Annotated in this window: 15 protein-coding genes; 8 read left to right on the top strand and 7 right to left on the bottom strand. The window is 36.1% G+C overall.

From position 1 onward, the window contains the following. Position 1: 1 nt before the first annotated feature. The gene (topA, locus tag H033_RS0106095) at positions 2-2,539 is read right to left on the bottom strand and encodes a type I DNA topoisomerase (RefSeq protein WP_026837499.1); all 2,538 of its coding nucleotides are present in this window, start codon (positions 2,537-2,539) and stop codon (positions 2-4) included. Between the two features lie 176 nt (positions 2,540-2,715). Between topA and miaB the strand changes: the two genes are divergently transcribed. From miaB to groL, 7 genes are all read left to right on the top strand, one after another. Then, complete coding sequence (gene miaB, locus H033_RS0106090) at positions 2,716-4,161, top strand: tRNA (N6-isopentenyl adenosine(37)-C2)-methylthiotransferase MiaB (protein WP_026837498.1); 1,446 nt, start codon at positions 2,716-2,718, stop codon at positions 4,159-4,161. A gap of 76 nt (positions 4,162-4,237) precedes the next feature. Beyond that, positions 4,238-5,491, top strand: coding sequence for a sigma 54-interacting transcriptional regulator (locus tag H033_RS0106085; RefSeq protein WP_026837497.1), 1,254 nt, complete (start codon positions 4,238-4,240; stop codon positions 5,489-5,491). A gap of 50 nt (positions 5,492-5,541) precedes the next feature. Further along, on the top strand, positions 5,542-6,045 hold the full coding sequence (gene lptE, locus H033_RS0106080; RefSeq protein ID WP_026837496.1) for an LPS assembly lipoprotein LptE: 504 nt from the start codon (positions 5,542-5,544) through the stop codon (positions 6,043-6,045). Further along, positions 6,045-6,920 (top strand): hypothetical protein, encoded by an 876-nt coding sequence (locus H033_RS0106075; RefSeq protein ID WP_026837495.1) that lies wholly within the window; start codon positions 6,045-6,047, stop codon positions 6,918-6,920. The genes lptE and H033_RS0106075 overlap by 1 nt, the downstream gene beginning before the upstream one ends. Next, the gene (gene secG, locus H033_RS0106070; protein ID WP_026837494.1) at positions 6,917-7,264 is read left to right on the top strand and encodes a preprotein translocase subunit SecG; all 348 of its coding nucleotides are present in this window, start codon (positions 6,917-6,919) and stop codon (positions 7,262-7,264) included. The genes H033_RS0106075 and secG overlap by 4 nt, the downstream gene beginning before the upstream one ends. A gap of 144 nt (positions 7,265-7,408) precedes the next feature. Further along, positions 7,409-7,684, top strand: a complete 276-nt coding sequence (groES, locus tag H033_RS0106065) for a co-chaperone GroES (RefSeq protein ID WP_026837493.1) — start codon at positions 7,409-7,411, stop codon at positions 7,682-7,684. A 122-nt stretch (positions 7,685-7,806) separates the two neighbouring features. Further along, positions 7,807-9,438 (top strand): chaperonin GroEL, encoded by a 1,632-nt coding sequence (gene groL, locus H033_RS0106060; protein ID WP_026837492.1) that lies wholly within the window; start codon positions 7,807-7,809, stop codon positions 9,436-9,438. 487 nt (positions 9,439-9,925) lie between these two features. Here the strand turns inward: groL and clpX are convergent, their stop codons facing one another. The 4 genes from clpX to H033_RS0106035 form a co-directional block, all read right to left on the bottom strand. Next, positions 9,926-11,158 carry an ATP-dependent Clp protease ATP-binding subunit ClpX gene (gene clpX / locus H033_RS0106050; protein WP_026837491.1) on the bottom strand — a complete coding sequence of 411 codons (1,233 nt, stop codon included), beginning with the start codon at positions 11,156-11,158 and terminating at the stop codon, positions 9,926-9,928. A 71-nt stretch (positions 11,159-11,229) separates the two neighbouring features. Continuing rightward, positions 11,230-11,907 (bottom strand): ATP-dependent Clp endopeptidase proteolytic subunit ClpP, encoded by a 678-nt coding sequence (gene clpP / locus H033_RS0106045; RefSeq protein ID WP_026837490.1) that lies wholly within the window; start codon positions 11,905-11,907, stop codon positions 11,230-11,232. Between the two features lie 87 nt (positions 11,908-11,994). After that, positions 11,995-13,317, bottom strand: a complete 1,323-nt coding sequence (tig, locus tag H033_RS0106040; RefSeq protein WP_026837489.1) for a trigger factor — start codon at positions 13,315-13,317, stop codon at positions 11,995-11,997. Positions 13,318-13,400: 83 nt separating this feature from the next. Further along, the gene (locus H033_RS0106035; RefSeq protein ID WP_026837488.1) at positions 13,401-13,742 is read right to left on the bottom strand and encodes a phage holin family protein; all 342 of its coding nucleotides are present in this window, start codon (positions 13,740-13,742) and stop codon (positions 13,401-13,403) included. 203 nt (positions 13,743-13,945) lie between these two features. Here H033_RS0106035 and H033_RS19705 point away from each other — a divergent pair, with 203 nt between their 5' ends. After that, positions 13,946-15,592, top strand: a complete 1,647-nt coding sequence (locus H033_RS19705) for a GMC oxidoreductase (RefSeq protein ID WP_081661813.1) — start codon at positions 13,946-13,948, stop codon at positions 15,590-15,592. Between the two features lie 626 nt (positions 15,593-16,218). Here the strand turns inward: H033_RS19705 and H033_RS0106025 are convergent. Together H033_RS0106025 and H033_RS0106020 are read right to left on the bottom strand one after the other, a co-directional pair. Beyond that, positions 16,219-17,784: an SGNH/GDSL hydrolase family protein gene (locus tag H033_RS0106025; RefSeq protein ID WP_026837487.1), complete on the bottom strand. Its 1,566-nt coding sequence runs from the start codon at positions 17,782-17,784 to the stop codon at positions 16,219-16,221. 21 nt (positions 17,785-17,805) lie between these two features. Beyond that, the gene (locus H033_RS0106020) at positions 17,806-19,056 is read right to left on the bottom strand and encodes an OmpP1/FadL family transporter (protein ID WP_026837486.1); all 1,251 of its coding nucleotides are present in this window, start codon (positions 19,054-19,056) and stop codon (positions 17,806-17,808) included. Positions 19,057-19,128: the final 72 nt, after the last annotated feature.

Below are 19,128 nucleotides of genomic sequence, written 5' to 3'. Positions count from 1 at the left end.
ATTACTTCTTTTTTGGAGCTGGTTTCTTTTTAGCGGCAGTTTTCTTTGCTGGAGCCTTTTTCTTAGCAGCAGCTTTCTTTTTTGCAGGCTTTTTCTTAGTGTTCTTTTCTATTATTTCCTGCACCTCAACCAATGTTAATTTAGTTGCATCTACAGTTTTAGGTAGTTCGATCTTGGTTTTCCCCTTGATAATATTAGAGCGTCCCCATCGCGCTTTTTCAACTCGAATCCCTTCATCTTCCCAGTTATGAAGCACTTTATCTATCTCCTTTTGGATCTTATCCTTGATAAGCTCTTCAATATTCGCATCGGTTAAATTATCAAAATCGTATTTTTTATTAACGTTGATAAAGATATTATTCCACTTCAAAAAGGGGCCAAATCTTCCAACTCCTTTTTGCACAGGAAGCTCGTTGTAAAAATATATAGGAGCATCTGCTTTTTCTTTAGCTTCAATAAGCTCTAAAGCGCGTTCCATATCTACACTCATCGGATCTTCACCCTTATCTAAAGAAACGAATTTTCCAGAATATTTTACATAAGGTCCAAACCTTCCGTTATTCACCTCCACTGGCTCTCCTTCCCATTCCCCGATTTCTTTCGGAAGTTTGAAAAGATCCATAGCCTCTTCATAGGTAATAGAACCTAAAGATTGATTTGGAGTTAATCCCGCAAATCTTGGTTTCTCTTCATCTTCTACAGATCCAATTTGCACCATCGGCCCAAATTTACCTAAACGCACACTCACAGGTTTTCCTGATTCAGGATCTTCTCCTAGAATTCGCTCCCCTACTTCTCTATCTGCGTTTGCTGCAACATCCAATACTTGAGGATGAAATTCAGAATAAAAGTCTCTCAACATTTTAGTCCATTCCTCATTTCCTTCTGCAATATCATCGAAACTCTGCTCTACTTTTGCTGTAAAATTATAATCTAATATATTAGAAAAGTGCATCACTAAAAAGTCGTTTACTACCTGACCAACTGCGGTAGGCACTAACTTCCCTTTATCACTTCCAATATTTTCAGTTAATTCCTGTTCACTGAATTTATCATTTTTCAATCTTAACTGCGCATATTTTCGCTCAATGCCATCTACAGTTCCTTTTTCTACATAATTACGATTCTGGATTGTAGAAATAGTTGGTGCATAGGTAGAAGGTCTTCCAATTCCCAATTCCTCTAATTTCTTAACCAAAGAAGCTTCGGTATATCTATAAGGAGGTCTTGTAAAACGCTCTGTAGCGGTAATATAATTGTTGTCTAATTTTTCATTTACTCTTAACGCCGGAAGCATTCCTTCTTGCTCTTCATCTTCATCATCGCTTCCTTCTAAATACACTTTTAAGAAACCCTCAAATTTTAATACCTCGCCATTTGCGGTGAAATTTTTGTCGTGCTTATCTGTTTCAATCTTAACATTAGTACGCTCCAATTGAGCATCACTCATTTGAGATGCGATGGCTCTTTTCCAGATCAATTCGTACAAACGCTCTTGATCGCGATCTGCATTAACCGTATGATTTTCAAAAAGTGTAGGCCTAATAGCTTCGTGAGCTTCTTGTGCTCCCTTAGATTTCCCTTTGAATTGTCTTGTTTTACTGAATTTCTCCCCGTAAGCCTTTAGAATTTCATCTTTTGCACCTTTTCTAGCATCATCAGATAAGTTCACACTATCTGTTCTCATATAAGTAATATGACCCGCTTCGTATAAACGTTGCGCCATAGTCATGGTTTTACTTACTGAAAAATATAACTTTCTGGATGCTTCTTGCTGAAGCGTGGAAGTTGTAAATGGAGGTGCTGGAGATTTCTTAGCTGGCTTAGTGGTTAGATCTGCTACCTTAAAATTAGCCTGCCGATTTTCTAAAAGAAACTTTTCAGCTTCTTCCTTAGTATCAAAATTACGAGGCAATTTCGCTTTTAAGGTCTTTCCTTCTTCCGTAGTAAATTCTGCATCTATTCTATAGGAAGCTTCCGCAGTAAAACCTTCGATCTCACGCTCTCTCTCTACAATAAGACGCACAGAAACAGATTGCACCCTTCCCGCAGAAAGCCCACCTTTTACTTTTCTCCATAATATAGGAGAAAGTTCGTATCCCACCAATCTATCTAATACTCTTCTTGCTTGCTGAGCATTTACGAGATCGTAATTAATATCACGAGGGTTTTCGATCGCTTTTAAGATAGCTGTTTTGGTGATCTCGTGAAATACTATTCTTTTAGTTCTATTTTTATCTAGTTTAAGCTCTTCTGCTAAATGCCATGCGATTGCTTCTCCCTCCCGGTCTTCATCACTCGCTAACCAAACCATTTCAGCATTTTTTGCCTGCTTCTTCAGTTTACTTACAACATCCTTCTTATCCTTAGATACTATATATTTAGGTTTAAAATCCCCTTCCGTATCCACTCCTAATTCTTTGGTAGGTAGATCTGCTATGTGACCAAAACTGGACATTACAGTAAAATCTTTCCCTAAAAATTTCTCGATGGTTTTGGCTTTGGCCGGAGACTCTACAATCACTAAATTCTTTGCCATGTTTGTCTATTTTCTAGCTGCAAAAGTAGAGCAATTTTTAAATATGCACTCAAAATCCTGAAAATTCCACTAAACAAGGGAAATTAATCTCTATAATTTTTAGTGCTGTCACTTTGTCATAATCGCAGTAAAACCTATCTTTGCAAGCTAAATTACCTATAGGACACGATTGACATATGGAGAAGATCATAGATGAAAAATTACAGGGAAACACCTTAGTTATAGAGCCGAAAGCCGAAAACAAACGGAAGTTATTTATTGAAAGCTATGGCTGTGCAATGAATTTTAGCGATAGTGAAATTGTAGCATCCATACTTGAAAAAGAGGGCTTTAATACCACAAAAAATCTTGAAGATGCAGATCTGGTTTTAGTAAACACCTGTTCTATTAGAGATAAGGCTGAACAAACTGTTAGAAAGCGCTTACAAAAATACAATGCTGTTAAAAGAATAAACCCGAAAATGAAGGTTGGGGTTCTTGGCTGTATGGCAGAGCGTTTAAAAAGCAAATTTTTAGAAGAAGAAAAGATCGTGGATCTCGTAGTAGGACCAGATGCTTATAAAGATCTTCCTAATCTTATTAGCGAAGTTGAAGAGGGAAGAAATGCAGTGAATGTAATTCTTTCTAAAGATGAAACTTATGGAGATATCTCTCCCGTAAGATTGCAAAGCAATGGAGTTTCTGCATTGGTCTCTATTACCAGAGGATGCGATAATATGTGTACTTTCTGCGTGGTGCCTTTTACAAGAGGACGTGAGAGAAGTAGGGATCCGCAGAGTATTATAGAAGAAGTAAATGATCTGGCCAGTAAAGGTTTTAAAGAGATCACTCTTCTAGGCCAGAATGTAGATAGTTACGTGTGGTATGGCGGCGGACTTAAAAAAGATTTTAAGAATGCTTCTGAAATACAAAAAGCAACTGCAACCAATTTTGCAACACTATTAAAAATTGTTGCTGAAGCCCATCCTAAATTACGTATTCGTTTTTCTACTTCTAATCCTCAGGATATGACGATGGATGTTGTAGATATGATGGTGAAATATCCAAATATTTGCAAGCACATCCACTTACCAGTACAGAGCGGAAGTAATACGGTGTTGGAAAGAATGAACAGGCTTCACACAAGAGAAGAATATTTTACACTTATAGATAATATAAGAAAAAGAATCCCAGATTGTGCCATTTCTCAGGATATGATCGCAGGATTTTGTGGTGAGACTGAAGAAGATCATCAAGACACCTTATCTTTAATGGAACATGTTAAATACGATTTTGGATATATGTACTCCTATTCTAAAAGACCTGGAACATTAGGTGCTAAGAAATTTGAGGATGATGTTCCTGAAGACACAAAACAAAGAAGACTTGCTGAAATTGTAAAACTTCAGCGAGGACATTCACTTCTTAGAACACAAGGTTATATTGGCAAAACAGTAGAAGTACTTATAGAAAGAGAGTCAAAAAAATCTGACAAGCAATGGAGTGGTAGAACTACCTATAATGCGGTTGCTGTTTTTGATAAAGACACCTATAAGATTGGAGATTTCGTAAATGTTGAAATTACCGACTGTACAAGTGGGACTTTAATTGGTAAACCTATTGGATACAGCATCCATAATTAGTAAACCACCAATAAAAAATTATATAAATTTAAAGTTGCAACCTGGCGCAAGCCAATAAGCAATAGGTAAGAAATATATGGAATCAGTTCAAGCAATAAAACAGCGATTTGAGATCATAGGGAACGATCAGGTACTAAATCGTGCAGTAGAAAAAGCTATCCAAGTATCTCCTACAGATATTTCTGTTTTGGTTACAGGAGAAAGTGGTGTTGGTAAAGAAAGTATTCCTAAAATAATACATTCCTTATCTCATAGAAAACATGGGAAATATATCGCAGTTAACTGCGGAGCAATTCCAGAAGGTACAATAGACAGTGAATTATTTGGTCACGAAAAAGGGGCTTTTACAGGAGCAACACAAACCCGTAACGGTTATTTTGAAGTTGCAGATGGAGGAACTATTTTTTTAGATGAAGTAGGAGAACTTCCATTAACCACGCAGGTAAGATTGCTTAGAGTTTTAGAAAATGGCGAGTTTATAAAAGTTGGATCTTCAAAAGTTCAAAAAACTAATGTTAGAATTGTAGCTGCTACAAACCTTAATATGTTTGATGCTATTAAAAAAGAAAAGTTTAGAGAAGATCTTTACTATAGATTAAGCACCGTAGAAATTAATCTTCCTCCTTTAAGGGATAGAAAAGACGACATCCATTTGTTATTTAGAAAATTTGCAGCAGATTTTGCTATCAAATATAAGATGCCTACCATTAGGTTAGAGGATGCTGCAGTAGAGCTTATTCAGAAATACCAATGGGGTGGAAATATCCGCCAATTACGAAATGTTGCTGAACAAATTTCGGTTTTAGAACAGGAAAGAAATATTAACGGCCCTCTGATAAAAGGCTACCTTCCCAATATTGGAAGCAATTTACCAGCTGTTATTTCAGAAAAAAAGAAAGAAAGCGATTTTAGCAATGAGCGAGAGATTCTTTATAAAGTTCTTTTTGATATGAAAAGTGACTTGAACGACCTCAAGAAACTCACCATGAAATTGATGGAAAGCGGAAATCTCAAGGATGCAAAAGATGAACATGAAGGATTGATCCAGAAAATATATGGAGAGGATGATGATGAGCAAGATATAGAAGATCTAAACGAAGAAGAGCTTAACATTTTACAAATACCTCAAAATTCTTCTAAAGAAAAAGAAGATAAATACTACTTTGCTGAAGAAATAGAAGAGGAAGAAACTCTTTCTTTACAGGACAAAGAATTAGAACTTATTAAAAAATCTTTGGAAAGGCACAGCGGAAAAAGAAAAAATGCTGCTGAAGAATTGGGCATAAGCGAGCGTACCTTATATAGGAAGATTAAGCAATATGACCTTTAACTCAAATTTGATATTATAAAAGGATTAAAGATTTTAAATATTTATTTTCAATGAATAAAATTGGTTTTATTTTAAGTTGCTTATTGCTGTTTAGTTTTCAATCCTGTGGCATTTATTCTTTTACTGGAGCAGATACTGGAGCAGCGACTACATTTCAGGTGAATTATTTTCAGAATAATGCAGATATTGTAGAACCAGGAATAGATAGAGCCTTCACAATACGGCTTCAAGATCTTATCCAAGGCCAGACCAATTTATCCCTAACAAATGATGGAGGAGATCTTATTTATGAAGGAGAAATCATAGATTATTATGTAGCACCAATAACAGCAACAGCACAAAATACCGCTGCACAAAACAGGCTCACAATTGCGGTGAACCTAAGATATTATAATACCTTGCAGCCAGAAAAAGATCTTGAAAGGCAGTTTTCTTTTTATTATGATTATGATGCAAATGCCCAACTAACAGGACCTACCCTAGATACCGCCTTAGAGGAGATCTTTTCCAGAATCACTCAAGATATTTTTAACGCAACGCTTACAAATTGGTAATGAACTCTAAAGAATTAACTTCCTTATTTGCGAATTCTGCTCCTGTAAAAAACTCAGAGACAGCCGTATTGGAACCTATTCTAGAGAAATTTCCATTTTTTCAGGCTGCTAGAGCCACCTATCTTAAAGGATTACACTCCATGGATAGTCCACGTTATAATTCGGAATTAAAAAGGACAGCCGCACATACTTTAGATAGAAGTGTTTTGTTCGATTTTATTACCTCGTCGAATTTCCTACAGGATAAGGTTGCCTTGCAAATTAAGAATCAGGAAGAAAACTTAAGAAATATTACGATTTTTGAACCTGAAGAAGTTTTTGGAACTAAAAGTCTGGCAATAAACGAAGCTATAAAAATGAAGCAAATAGAATCGGACCAAGTAATGGATCCGTTTTTATTTGAAAAATTAAAAGAGCAAGCCACTCTTGAGGTACAAAACGAAAATATTCCTCAAGAGTCTCTAATAAATATTGGCAAACCCTTAGAATTCAATTCTCAAGAATCGCATTCTTTTTCGGAATGGTTAAGTTTAACTAGAGCAACTCCTATAGAAAGAAATACTCCTAAACAAAAATCAGAGTCTCCATTAAAATCTAGAAAATCGCAGCTTATAGATAATTTTATCTCGAAAAGCCCCAAGATAAAACCTAACAAACCTGCGAGCAATCACAATGTACCACTGGATAGAACAGTCCCTCCAGAAGCTTTAATGACAGAAACTTTAGCCAGGGTTTATCTGGAACAAAAAAACTATAAAAAAGCTATTCAAGCTTTCAAGATTTTAAGTTTGAAAAATCCCGAAAAAAGTGGTTTCTTTGCAGACCAAATTAGGGCAATTAAGAAATTACAAGAAAATAATACAGGAAAAGAATGAGCACATTCACTATTTTTTTAGCATTGATAATCATTGTAGCATTTTTACTGGTAATAGTAATTATGGTACAAAATCCTAAAGGCGGCGGACTTTCATCTTCATTTGGAGGTGGCGGAGGTCAGCAAATAGGAGGAGTAAAGAAAACAGGAGACTTTTTAGATAAAAGTACTTGGACCCTTGCAACTTTAATGTTGGCTTTAATCCTATTATCTAACATCCCGGTGATGGAAAGCAACGGAATCTCTGAGTCTAGAGTGATAGATGGTGACGGCACTATTGAAAACACAGTTCCAGAAGCTACACAAACTCCAGTTCAAACAGAACAAGAGCCAGAGCAAGAATAAACACTCATGACATTATAATATACAATGCCAGCTTGTCATAAGCTGGCATTTTTTGTTTCATAATGTCAGTATATATGGCGTGGCACAATTTTAGTCATTTAGGCTTTGTACAAATTAAATTAATTAACTAAAATACATTACATAATGGCTTTAAAAATCAAACCTCTTTCAGACAGAGTACTTATCGAACCTGCTGCTGCCGAGACTAAAACAGCATCTGGTATTTATATTCCTGAAACCGCAAAAGAAAAACCACAAAAAGGTAAAGTAGTTGCAGTTGGAAAAGGGACTAAAAAACATGACATGACCGTTAAGGTTGGTGATGAAGTCCTTTATGGTAAATATACTGGCACAGAACTAAAATTGGAAGGGAAGGATTATCTTATCATGAGAGAAGATGATATTCTTGCAATTGTGTAAACCCTTACACGTTTAAAATGCATTCTGCATTTTAATTTAAGAAACTATAATTTATTAATTAAAACATTTCGCTTTTATGCTTGGCATAAATCAGATGTGAAATTTTCAAAAAACTAAAAATAATGGCAAAAGATATTAAATTTAATCTTGAAGCCCGCGATGGAATAAAACGCGGAGTAGATGCATTAGCAAATGCTGTAAAAGTTACCTTAGGACCTAAAGGTCGTAATGTAATTATTGGAAAATCTTTTGGAGCACCTATGGTTACTAAAGATGGTGTAAGTGTTGCTAAAGAAATAGAATTAGATAATGCTCTAGAGAACATGGGAGCTCAAATGGTTAAAGAAGTTGCTTCTAAAACCAATGATCTTGCTGGTGATGGTACAACTACCGCTACAGTTCTTGCACAAGCTATCGTAGCTGAAGGCCTTAAGAACGTTGCTGCAGGCGCAAACCCAATGGATCTAAAGAGAGGAATAGACAAAGCTGTTGAAGCGATCACAGAAGATCTTACTAAACAAGCAAAAGAAGTTGGAAACTCTTCTGAAAAAATAAAACAGGTTGCATCTATCTCTGCTAATAATGATGACCATATTGGTGAACTCATAGCACAAGCTTTTCAGAAAGTTGGAAAAGATGGTGTAATTACTGTTGAAGAGGCTAAAGGAACTGATACGCATGTAGATGTTGTTGAAGGTATGCAATTTGACAGAGGATACCTTTCTCCATATTTTGTTACAAACAGTGAGAAAATGACCGCAGATCTTGAAGATCCATATATATTATTATATGACAAGAAAATCTCTTCTATGAAAGACCTACTTCCTATTTTGGAACCGGTTGCTCAATCTGGAAAACCATTATTGATCATCGCTGAAGATGTAGATGGAGAAGCACTTGCGACTTTAGTTGTAAACAAACTTCGTGGATCATTAAAAATCGCTGCAGTGAAAGCTCCAGGATTTGGAGATCGTAGAAAAGCAATGTTGGAAGACATCGCAATCCTAACTGGTGGTACTGTAATTTCTGAAGAAAGAGGATTCTCTTTAGAAAATGCTACTCTAGATATGTTGGGTACTGCTGAAAAAGTTGCTATAGATAAAGACAATACAACTTTGGTAAATGGAGCTGGAGATAATAACGCTATTAAAGAGCGAGTTCAACAGATTAAAGCTCAAATAGAGTCTACTACTTCAGACTACGACAAAGAAAAACTTCAAGAGCGTCTAGCTAAATTAGCTGGTGGTGTTGCTGTACTATATGTAGGTGCTGCTTCAGAAGTTGAAATGAAAGAGAAGAAAGACCGTGTAGACGATGCATTAAATGCAACTCGTGCGGCTATTGAAGAAGGTATTGTTGCTGGTGGTGGTGTTGCCTTAGTTAGAGCCAAAAAAGTTCTTGAGAGCTTAAAAGGTGAAAATGCAGACCAAATGACCGGTATTCAAATCGTGAATAAAGCGATTGAATCTCCTTTGCGTACTATTGTTGAAAATGCCGGCGGCGAAGGCTCCGTAGTGATCAATAAAGTATTAGAAGGTAAAAAAGATTTTGGTTATGATGCCAAAACCGATACCTATGTAGATATGCTAAAAGCAGGTATTATAGATCCTAAGAAAGTAACAAGAATTGCATTGGAAAATGCGGCTTCTGTTGCCGGAATGATATTAACTACCGAATGTGCTTTAGTGGACATTAAAGAAGATAACGCTGGTGGTTCGCCAGGTATGGGTGGAGGTATGCCCGGAATGATGTAGGTGGCATTGCCATATTAAATATAAAACCCCGCTTCAAGTTGAAGCGGGGTTTTTTTTGTACTTATATATTGAGATTTTTCTATTCCGAATCATGTTATTATAAAATTTTGATGGATATCACTTCGAATAATAAATGAAGACGCTTAGAATTAAGGCTTCAGTAGGAAAATCAAAACCTTGGGCACGTCCACGAGATTTGTACCAGTGAAATGGTTCGAGAGATAAATACTTTTAAAAATTCAAGGTAAGCCTTGGGGAATTAAACCTATATAAAAGTATCAAAAAGCTGAAAATAGCCCCTCCTTGAAATGATCCCAATCTGATAAAATCTGGCTTACAACCAAAAAAACTACAATAAATATCAGAATCATTTTCCAGTTCCACTTTTTTTCGTTTGGTTCATTCATGTTTTCGGTTTGAAATTAAAGATATTAAAAAAGCCATCTGTAAAAAATACAGATGGCTTTTTATAAATTATAATCTTTGTTTAAGAAACTGCTTTAAGTTTGCTTATAGTAGATTTATTCAATTTATCTTCTGCATATTCTCTAGTAACCAATAGTTCTGTTTCTTCACCTTCCGGCATTTCGAACATCGCATCAGTTAAAATTGCTTCACATAGAGATCTTAAGCCTCGTGCTCCCAATTTATATTCAACTGCTTTTCCAACTATATAATTAAGCGCATCTTCAGTAATTTCAAAAGAAATATCATCTATTTCAAACAACTTTTGATATTGTTTAATAATGGCATTTTTAGGCTCTGTAAGAATTGCTCTTAATGTTTCCTCATCTAGAGGGTCCATGTAAGTAAGTGCTGGTAAACGCCCGATAATTTCAGGAATTAATCCATAATCTTTAAGATCCTTCGGAATAATATATTTTAAAAGATTGGTGCGCTCTATTTTATCATCACTTTGAGAAGCACTAAAACCAACAGCTTGCATATTTAAACGCTTACTTATGTTTCTTTCAATACCATCAAAAGCTCCACCTGCTATAAAAAGGATATTTTCTGTATCTACCTCAATAAATTTCTGATCTGGATGCTTTCTTCCTCCTTTTGGCGGAACATTCACGGTAGTTCCTTCTAATAACTTCAATAAAGCCTGCTGAACACCTTCCCCGGAAACATCTCTGGTAATAGATGGGTTATCACTTTTACGAGCGATCTTATCTATTTCATCTATAAAAACAATTCCGCGTTGTGCTTTCTCTACATCATAGTCTGCTGCCTGAAGCAACTTCGTTAAAATACCTTCCACATCTTCACCAACATAACCTGCTTCTGTAAGCACTGTAGCATCTACAATTGCCAATGGAACATTCAACATTTTAGAGATGGTTTTTGCCATTAGGGTTTTTCCGGTTCCGGTCTCCCCTACCATAATGATATTACTCTTTTGGATCTCTATATCATCTTCACTTTTTGGTTGCAATAATCTTTTATAGTGATTATAAACAGCCACAGACATTACTTTTTTAGTGGCTTCTTGCCCTATGATATATTCATCTAAAAAAGCTTTTATAATCTTCGGCTTGCTTAACATCAAATCTGATGACAACTCCTTTGCGCCTCCTTGTTTTGATTCTTCTAAAACTATCCCATGAGCCTGCTCGATACATTTATCACAAATGTGTGCATCTAAACCTGCAATCAGAAGATCAGTCTCTGGTTTTTTCCTTCCACAAAAGGAACATTCTAAATCATCTTTCGCCATTTCTTACAATTTCAATATTTAAATACTGCTTATAGAATATATGAAATATCTCAGCAGTATCCTAGATCATTCTATTTATCGCGGGTTAAAACCTCATCTATCATCCCGTAATCCTTCGCGCGATCTGCTTTCATCCAAAAGTCTCTATCGCTATCTTCTTCAATTTTCTCGTAAGATTGCCCACTATGCTTGGCAATAATATCATACAATTCCTTTTTCAAGCTAACTATCTCACGTGCCGTAATTTCTATATCGCTTGCTTGACCTTGCGCACCACCTAAGGGTTGGTGGATCATCACTCTCGAGTGAGGCAATCCAGTACGTTTTCCTTTTGCTCCTGCACATAATAACACTGCTCCCATCGAAGCTGCCATTCCTGTGCAGATTGTTGCCACCTCTGGTTTAATAAATTGCATAGTATCATAAATCCCTAATCCGGCATAAACACTTCCTCCTGGGGAGTTAATATATATCTGGATATCCTTAGAAGAGTCTGTACTTTCTAAAAACAAAAGTTGTGCTTGGATAATATTAGCGATCTGGTCGTTAATACCTGTCCCTAAAAAGATGATCCTATCCATCATCAATCTTGAAAAAACGTCCATTGCTACTGCATTCATTTGGCGTTCTTCAATAATATTAGGGGTCATCCCCGTTGGGTTCATACTAGTGATAATCTTATCGTAATAGTTCCCGTTGATGCCATGATCTTTAATGGCGTATTTTTCGAATTCTTTTCCGTAATCCATAGCTTATTATATTCTCTATTTAAGTAAATAAGGCGTTATAACCATTGGTTTAACGCCTTAAAGATATGTATAAAAATTTAAGAAAGTCTACTTATAGATCTCTTTAACAAAGTCTTCGTAAGTAACCTCTTTTTCTTTTAAACTGATATTTTCTTTGTAGAATCCTAAGAGTTTTTCGTTCATCAATTGTTCAGATAAACGTTTGATCTCATCTTGATTTGAAAGTACACGCGCAGCGATATCATCCAATTCCTTTTCTGCAGGATCTGTTTGCCCAAATTGAGCCATCTGTTCCTTGATTCTAGCAGTAGTGAATTCTTTAAGATCTTCAAATTTAACTTCCAATTTGTTCTCGCTGATTAACTTCCCTTCGATCAATTGAAATCTTAAACCTTGCTCGCTCTTTATATATTCTTCCTTAGCTTCTTCTTCTGTTAATGGCTTCTCTCCTATTGTGCGAATCCATTTCTGAAGAAATTCTTTTGGAAGATCAAACTTATTATTTTCTATTAAAGCTTCAGTAACATCATTCAATAATTGTTGATCTCCTTGTTGCTGAAATTGTTTTGCCGCATCTTCCTTGATCTTTTCTTTAAGATCTTCTACATTCTTAACTTCAGAATCCGGGAAAAGCTTATCAAATAATTCCTGATTTAACTCAGCAGATTCCTGATGATTGATTTCGGTTACCGTAAGAGTAACCTCTACATCTAAATCATGTATTCTATCATGCTCTACATTTAAAACTTTTTCTAATTGATGATCATCCTCAAAAAGACCTTTAGTTTTCAATGTAATTACATCCCCTTTTTTTGCTCCAACAAATTTATTGATATTCTTTTTCCCTTTTAATTGGTCTAAAGAAATAGTCCCTAAATTTTCAATATTTTCTTCTTCATTTACAATGGTACCAACTACAACATCCCCTTCTTCAGCTACCTCTTTAGAGATCAATTTCCCATATTGTTTTTGGATATTGGTGATCTGATTTTGAATCATCTCTTCTCCTGCAACAATTTTGTAAAGAGTAATAGGTTTTTTAGTCTTTAAATTCAACTCGAATTGCGGAGTTAGCCCTAATTCAAATTCAAAACTGTAATTATCCTGATCCCAATTAAAATTCTCTTTCTCTTTTGGTAAAGGATTACCAAGAACATCTAACTTTTCTTCGGTTAAATACTTATTTAAAGCTTCTTGTAATAATTTATTTACCTCGTCTACCAATACAGCCTGACCATATTGCTTCTTCACCATCCCCATTGGAACATGACCTTTTCTAAATCCAGGTATATTTGCGTTCTTTTTGTAATCTTTTAAGATCTTGTCTACCTTTTCAATGTAGTCGTCTTTCGCGATATCTACTTTTACTATCGCATTCAATTCATCAATATTCTCTCTAGTAATATTCATTGTAACGTATTATAAATTGGTGTGCAAAAGTACACATTTTTGGATTGTTCACAAAGTTTCAAACTGCTGAATTTCAGCATCCTCTAATCTGATCCCAGTACAGAATATAATATAGTTTGCAAAAGAGATAACAGCAAGCTAAATATAAGGGCAATTAAAAACCCATCTACTCCAAACCCGCTCACAAATGCATCTGCTAGTAAGATTATAACTGCATTAATAACCAACAAAAATAAGCCCAAAGTGACAATAGTAACTGGCAATGTTAGCAACACCAGAATAGGCTTAACTATCAAATTGAGAATAGCCAAAACAATTGCAACAATAATTGCAGTTACATATCCAGCAACTGTTACACCAGGTAAAAATTTTGCTAGTAAAACTACCGCAACTGCGGTCAATAGAATGCGTATTAAAAATTTCATCTCTTTGCTTTATTTGATTGAATATCTAACAAAAATGCAAAAAAAACATCGGAATAAATCCAGCACTTTGGTTTTTATGATTTAATTAATACGCTCTAAGTCTAGAGTTTGAAATCTTAGTGAATTATCCCTACCTTATTTTTACTAAATTAGAGGTCGAGACTCAGCCTGTCTCATGCACAAACTCGTTATAGCAAATAAAAATGGAGTACGATTATATTATTGTTGGAAGTGGTTTTGGAGGTTCGGTTAGTGCCCTAAGGTTATCAAAAAAAGGCTACAAGGTTTTAGTGGTTGAAAAAGGAAAATGGTACAAGGCTGAAGATTTCCCTAAAACCAACTGGAATTTCAGAAAGTGGCTGTGGATGCCTTATTTGAGGTTTTTCGGCATTATGAAACTTTCCATTTTTAAACACATCGCGATAATTTCAGGGACTGGAGTTGGTGGTGGTTCTTTAGTTTATGCAAACACCTTACCTACACCTAAAACTGCTTTTTTTAATTCTGGAAGTTGGAAGGAGCTAAACGATTGGGAAAATGAACTGAAACCCTATTATAACGAAGCTTTAAGAATGTTGGGTGCTGCACAAAACCCAAAATTATTCGATGGAGATCTGGGTCTCAAAAAAGTGGCAGAAGATTTAAACATCAAGAAAAATTTTGACACAACACGTGTTGCTGTTTTTTTCGGAAAACCAGATCAAACAGTAAAAGATCCTTATTTTAATGGGGAGGGACCAGATCGCTCTGGCTGTAATTTTTGCGGCGCGTGTATGACAGGTTGTAGATATAATGCAAAAAACACACTCGATAAAAACTATCTCTACCTCGCCCAAAAAAACGGTGCAGAAATTCTTGCCGAAAACGAAGTAGTTGATGTACAACCCCTCGGCACTGCTGACGGGTCTCAGGGGTATGAAGTTTCCTTGAAAAGGAGTACCAGGATTTTTGGCAAGCACCAAAAGATCAAAGCCAAAGGTGTTATATTCTCTGGTGGTGTTTTGGGTACAGTAAAATTACTATTAAAGCTTAAGTTGAAATCACTACCCAATCTATCAGATAAGCTTGGAGAAGACATTCGTAGTAATAATGAGACATTGATAAGTGTTTCTGGACTCGACAAAGATAAAAACTATTCGAAAGGTATTGCAATAGGTAGCATCCTTGACACAGATGAAAACAGTCATCTTGAAATTTGCAGATATGGTGAAGGTTCTGATGCTTGGAAACTGGCTCACTTACCTTACGTAACCGGATCTAATGTTTTTTCCCGTCTTTTTAAAACGCTAGTTAAACTCCTGAAAAATCCTGTTGACTATTTTAAAATATATTTTGTGAACGGCTGGGCAAAAAATACGGTCGTATTGCTTTTTATGCAAACCCTGGACAGTACCTTAAAATTTAAGCGAAACGCTCTGGGACAAATGACTTCAACAATAAGTACAGGGAAGGCTCCTACCCCTTTTATCCCAGAGTCTATAAATCTGGTAAAAGCCTACCGCAAAGCTATTAACGGAGTAAGCACCTCTTTTGCTTTAGAAACCTTAGCGGGAATACCATCTACCGCGCATATCCTAGGCGGTGCAGTTATGGGAAAGGATCACAGCACAGGTGTAATTGATAAGGACAATAAGGTTTTTGGGTACAAGAATATGTTTGTAATAGATGGTGCGATGATTTCTGCAAATCCAGGTGTAAATCCATCCTTGTCAATAACAGCGATTGCCGAACGTGCAATGGATCAGATACCTGCTAAGAATGAACTAGGTAAGAGTGACACGCTTAAGAAAATGAACACTGGAAGTTCCATGATGAATAGCGCTGAAGCTTCAAATGATATAAGCAGATGAAATATTTCTTCGAAGGATTAAAGATAATTTTAGTCTTTGTTTTTTATTTATAACGGTTATCATTATTTTATTCGGGCAATGAGATATTTCATTGAACGAATTGAAAGCAAAGTACATGATAAGGCTTTATCATTCATTATATGAGTGGGATAGATGTTCATTCTCGTTATTTTCTCAACTCTCTCGGTCAAGTATCTAACATCAGTTAATGCAAATAGCCGGCAATGGAATGAAAAGTGAGATCCTAGATACCAAGTAACAAACAACCAAACCTACAATCCCAGTTCATATCGGGACGCATCTCTATTCCACGCTACTTAAGTTAACCATGGCTATGACCTGTAATATTAACAAAACCAGAATTGACATCATTAATAAGTTGAGAATAGCTAAAACCACAGATACTATAATTTGCTAGTGCAACCTCAGGTAAAAATATTGCTTATAAAACTATCGCTACTTCAGTTAGGCGTATGCATGATAGAAACTTGAACTTTTTATTTTCCTTATTTACTATTTCACAAAAACGCAAAAAAACGCCGGAAATTAATCCGGCGCTTTCTTTTATATGATTTAATCAATACCACCTCATCCTTATAAGAATTGAATGATATTAAGAAATGCTATTATTGAACATCATCGCTTATAGTAACAGTCTTGTAAGTTCCGATATTTACTTTTGGAACTGTAGAGTTGTAAGTCGCATTTATAGCATCTATTATGGTGTTAGCCACCAATGCATAGCCTCTTGGAGTAGGGTGTACTCCATCTAGAGAGAATCCACCTCCTACAACAAACTGTGAAGTAACTACACCAGCATCAAAAGGAATACCTCCATTAGCAACTTGCGCTAAAGTAGCCTGAGCGTCTACAAAGGCCAGTCCGTTAGCCTGAGCTAATGCTTTTATAGTTGCATTATAGCTAGCTTGTGCAGTAGAAATCGCAGTTAATTCGTCTTTATCTAAAGCATCTTTATCGTCTATTCCGCTAACAGCATCTAAAACCAATTGAGCTTGTTCAGGAGTTGGCTGACCCCCTGCTTGGAGTATACCTAAAACTTGAAGAACTTCAGGAGCTAAAACAACCGAACCATATCCTTGAGCTAAAGCTCCTTGATCTATAGTAAGAACCAACAACTCATCTGCTGTCATTTGTCTAAATCCTAATGGATTTGTTTGAGAAACTGGTACATCTATTAAAAACCTATTTGCACCTTCACTAAAAGTAAGTGCATATTGAGCAGCTACAGCCTGAGCAGTCGCTGGATCTAAACCTTGTTGAATTGCTCCCTGAGCAAAAATACCTGCAACCGCCTGAAAAAATCCGGTTAAGTTTGCTGCTGTTGCTGCATCTAAAGCCAAAGCATTATTTGGAACGGTAGTAAAAAATGGAATAGAAGTTACATTTGGTATATTTACTAAAGCACCATCTGCACCTGTTCCTACCATTGTACTTACAATTGTAGAATATGCTGAAGCAAAAACTTGTGGATCTGTAATATCACCAGGTCCATAGGTAGATGGATCTAAATTCCCTGTTTGGTCTATACCAACTCCACCCGAAGTAGCAAAACTTAAAATATCGTTATTCCCAATAAAAACTGAGAAAAAAGTTGGATTCTGCGCAGCGGCATCGGCTAAAACTGTTGAGCTAGAGCTAGATGCAAATCTCACAAAATATGGATTAGCAGATCCAACAGGCACTCCAGAAATATCTCCATAATTAGGAGTTACTAAATGAAAACTTTTTGCTCCCGGAACTCCCATGTTATTAAACGGCCCAGATAATACATTTACAATATCTGTAGTTGGTTGCATTCCTGTATAAACTCTTGGAGCTGGGCTTCCATCAGGTCCAAAAGCAAGCACTCTTCTATTTGAAGTTATTTGTGTCCCGGCCAATAACAATCCACCAGCATTATCATTTACTAAAGGCTGCGTAAATAATTGGGTTTCTTGCACTTTTGCAAACTGTTGCGCCATGATATTAGGATAGGAATCTTCCTGTCCTGTAATATATAGTGCTCCATCTGCATAACCTGCAGTAAGCGAATTTCCTAAAGCAACATAATTTGAGAAATCTGCCTCTCCATTAGAATAAAATCCAGCTTCATCTACTGGAGTATCAAATTCTGGCTCGCAAGAAATAACTCCTAATGCCAGAAATGGTAAATATTTTATATAATTTTTCATTTTAATATCTGGTTTAATCTATTATAATTTATAAGTTATTCCTAGTCCTGGTACAAACGCACTAGACTTGTAAGTTCCAGAAAATGGAACTGCCTGACCGTTTTCGAAGTAGAAATCGTAAGAAGCATCCAGTTCCTTAAATCGTATGTACAAGAAAGAGGCATCTATTGCTAAACGCTCATTTACATTTATAGAAAAACCACCAGTAAAGTTGTTAGAATCGTTACGCGGCGTTTCTGGAGCAAAGTAGCCTTCTTGAACAGGAGATTCATCAAAGTAGTATCCAGCTCTCAAAGTAAACATATCGTTAGCTTCATATTGAAGTCCAAATCTATAAGTTGAAGCATCTTCATACATTCTAGCATTTTGCGAATCCGGAATAGCTGGATTTGCAAAATCAATGTCTAAAGATTCATATACACTCCAAAATGTTTGGTTATAATCAAAAGCGAACAACCATTTATCACAGAATTCGTAAGAAAAACCTACAGCAAGTTCTGCGGGTAAAGGTAATGCAGCATTAAATTCTGTATCTGCGAATGGAGTTGCAGGAGAATTCGGAATATTTTCGAAATCAGCATCTCCACCTTCAGCTTCCAAAATAATTTCGGATCTGTAATTGAAACCTACTCTTATATCATCTGTTGGAGAGAACATAGCACTTGCAGACCATCCCCAATTAGAAACGCCGGAAGCATCCACTGTAACTTCAGATCTATTTCCATCAATATCAGTTAGAGTTCTATTCAAATTTCTATTAAAATTTACACTTCCTGTTACATAAATAGGTCCACCCCCAACACTAAAATATTCATTAAGCTTTAATGATACTATTGGCTGAATGTATATGGCAGCAAGATCTATATTATTAACAAGATGAGAACCTGCCCAATCGTCTTCCCATTCCACACCACTTCCATAAGGTGTATATACACTTAAACCTGCAGTCAACCAATCGGTCACTTTATAGGAAGCGTATAAATAGAAAGGAGTTCCTACAGAACTATTTACTCTAGCAGCATCCCCAGTTTGTTCATTTTGATAGGCTATATCTGCAAATACTCCAAAACCACCCGCAGAGACGTTTAAGCGATTTTCTAAATACACCAAACCCGCAGGATTAAAAAATCCGAGTTCTGCATTATTCACTACCGCAACTCCGGTGTGTCCCATTGCCAAAGCTCGCTGCCCTTGCAAGCTTACCCGATACCCTCCGGCATAGGTTACAGCGGTAGCCAACATGAAAACCGCAAGAAATAATAGTTTTTTCATAATTAAATTTGAGTTAATTTTTTATTTTTTGGATGCTCCAAGATTAGCATAAATTATAAATTACGCAAGCAA

It is taken from the genome of Gillisia sp. JM1 (assembly GCF_000424645.1).
Classification (GTDB): Bacteria; Bacteroidota; Bacteroidia; order Flavobacteriales; family Flavobacteriaceae; genus Gillisia.
Note: the sequence above shows the minus strand (reverse complement) of the source record. Positions and strands in the feature narration are given on the sequence as shown.